This window comes from Nonomuraea sp. NPDC000554, assembly GCF_040300065.1.
Taxonomy (GTDB): Bacteria; Actinomycetota; Actinomycetes; order Streptosporangiales; family Streptosporangiaceae; genus Nonomuraea.
In genome coordinates this window covers 1-1,409 of sequence record NZ_JBEPDC010000081.1, presented here as the reverse complement: position 1 = coordinate 1,409, position 1,409 = coordinate 1, and the positions used below count along the sequence as shown (strand labels likewise).

Annotated in this window: 1 protein-coding gene; it reads right to left on the bottom strand. The window is 68.8% G+C overall.

The features are described from left to right. Positions 1 to 398 precede the first annotated feature (398 nt). Positions 399 to 1,409, bottom strand: a 1,011-nt coding sequence (locus tag ABT294_RS50720) for an FCD domain-containing protein (protein ID WP_350813747.1), incomplete at its 5' end; no start/stop codon positions are given.

Genomic DNA, 1,409 nt, shown 5'->3' with positions numbered 1-1,409 from the left:
AAGATGGCCGACGCCGTCGACAGACCCGCACTCGGACTGCGCAGCGGTTCGTCCCAAGGAACCCATTGCCCTCTACACGTGCCCGCCGGCGGGAGTGACGGTCACGCGGTCACCATGACCGCCACCTCGCGCAACAGCGATGGCTGGCAGCGCTTCCTGGCCCGGTTGGAGAAGAGCAACCCCCACCGGGTCGCCAGGCCCTGGCTGGGCAGACCTTCGCGGATCCCGAAGAGATCACCTACGCCACCGCCGTGGGACTGCCCAGCTCAATACCCGTGCGCGTCCCTGCATCTGGGGCCGTCCGGCTCCCGAGCACGCCGTTTATCCACCTGCTTTGAGGAACAGAGTTAGGTCCTGGGCTTTCGGGGTCATGAGGTGACGGCGGTCCACGGCGTCGGTCAGCGCGCATCGGAGTCGCGGCCGTGCTGACGGCGGGGGCGGGTTGTGGATGCCTGCCCTTTACCGTGTGCCGCGAACAGGCGGGCTGATTCCTCGGGGTCGTGGCCGATCAGCGCGTCCACCAGTTCCCCGTGGCGATCGGCCATGGTATTCCAGTCCCCGCTGAACATGGCACTCGACACGACCTGGAGCTGCCACAGCGCAGGCTCGATGGTGGTCCACAGCTTCAGCAGCATCGAATTGCCGCCGAGTGCACACACCAGCCGGTGAAAACGCAGGTCGGCCTCGCGGAACGCGGCGATGTCACCTTGCGTGGCGGCGTTGCGCATGTGGGTGACCTCCAGCCGTAGCCGGGTGACCTCGGCGGGGATGACCCGTCCCGTGGCCCGGCGTGCGGCGGCGGTCTCGACCAGCACCCTCGCCTCGCGCGCTTCCCTGGCCTCGATCTGCGAGATCTCAGTGACGAAGTGCCCGAGTCGGGGGCGATGGGTGATGAGTCCTTCGAGAGCGAGCCGGCGGATCGCCTCGCGGGCGGGTGTCTGGCTGGTGCCCAGGGCGCGTGCGACGTCAGACTCGACAACGCGGGTCCCAGGCGGCAGTTGACCAGTGATGATCCACCTCCGTACGGCCTCGTAGGCGCGGTCGGACAGCAGGGCGGTCTGCCGCGGAGCGATCGGGACCGGATCGGGCAGTTTTGGGTGGTGGTGTGGCCCGGTTGCCCTGGCCGTTCGGGAGATGGTCGACTGTGACACGCCGAGCCGGGCCGCCGCCTCCCGGGTGCTGCCCACAGGCAGATCGACGAGGTTCAGCGCGCGGGGCCTGCCGCTGCGTAGGCCGTCGTCGAGTCCGCCCAGTCCCATGCGTACGAAACGTTGGCGCCACTTGCCGACGGTGGCCGCGGTGACGCCGAGTGCCGCAGCGACGTCCTTGTTGGTGCGACCGTCGGCGCACATGAGGACGATGCGGCTGCGAAGTCCGAGTGCGGGTCTGTCGACGGCGTCGGCCATCTC